Source organism: Paraburkholderia sp. SARCC-3016 (genome assembly GCF_031119615.1).
GTDB lineage: Bacteria > Pseudomonadota > Gammaproteobacteria > Burkholderiales > Burkholderiaceae > Paraburkholderia.
On the sequence record NZ_JAVHZD010000102.1, the window covers coordinates 1 to 936 of the forward strand.

General features: G+C 60.0%; 2 protein-coding genes. Both read left to right on the plus strand.

The window, feature by feature from the left end; translation table 11 throughout:
- Positions 1–200: 200 nt before the first annotated feature.
- Positions 201–704, plus strand: coding sequence for a hypothetical protein (locus QYH69_RS35890; protein ID WP_308836343.1), 504 nt, complete (start codon positions 201–203; stop codon positions 702–704).
- Between the two features lie 44 nt (positions 705–748).
- On the plus strand, positions 749–936 hold a 188-nt coding region (locus tag QYH69_RS35895), incomplete at its 3' end, for an MmgE/PrpD family protein (RefSeq protein WP_308836344.1).

The following is a 936-nucleotide window of genomic DNA, read 5'->3' on the forward strand; positions in this document are numbered from 1 at the left end:
TCATCGAGCAGCGCATCGACAACAAGATCATCCGGCCGAGCGCGAATTACACGGGGCCTGAGAATTTGAAGTTCGTGGCGCTAAATAGGAGAAAATAGCGTCCGCTGTGCGCATTCGGGGCGCGCCCAGTCACCCCGGCGGCCCGGTTTCGAACCGGCCGCGCACGATTAATCGATATTAGATAGAAAGGTTCAATTGTCATGAAAAAGCTGCTGATCGCTGCCGTTGTCGGCGCACTGTCTTCGACGCTGCTGGTCACCGCGGAGAGCGCTTCCGCCCAGACGTCGAGCACAACGACGAAAAAGCCCGCCGCAAAGGCGAAAGCCCCGCAACCGAGGCGCCTGTTCAAGCGCAAGCCGAATCCGGTGAAAGAAGCGAAAGTCGATCCGATCCCGGAAGGTTCGCAAAAGTGGACTTGTAAGGAAGGCCTGTCGTTCGACATGAAGGGCGACATGAAGCGCGACCAGATCGTCACGGTCCACTGGGCCAACAAGAACTACCAGTTGCCGCGCGAAGCGACGACAACGGGCGCCGACCGCTTCCACGACGCGGCCAGCGGCCTCGACATGGTCGTCATCCCGACCAAGGCGATGCTGTTCTCCGACAAGGAAGGCGAGCGTCTGGCCGACGAATGCAAGACGGCCGCGATGATGGAAGGCGCACCGGCTGCAACGCAATCGAACGCGCTCGACAAGGCGCAGTAATCGCCGCGCAGGAAGCAACGTCAGGTCTTAACAGGGAAATCTCGATGTCCGCACCGATCTCCAATGTCCGTCCCGAACCGGACAAAGTTCTCGTCGATATCGTCGACTATGTGCTGAATTACAAGATCGACAGCGCGCTCGCGCTCGAAACGGCGCGCAACTGCCTGATCGACACGCTCGGCTGCGGACTCGAGGCCCTCTCCTACCCCGCCTGCACGAAGCTGATGGGACC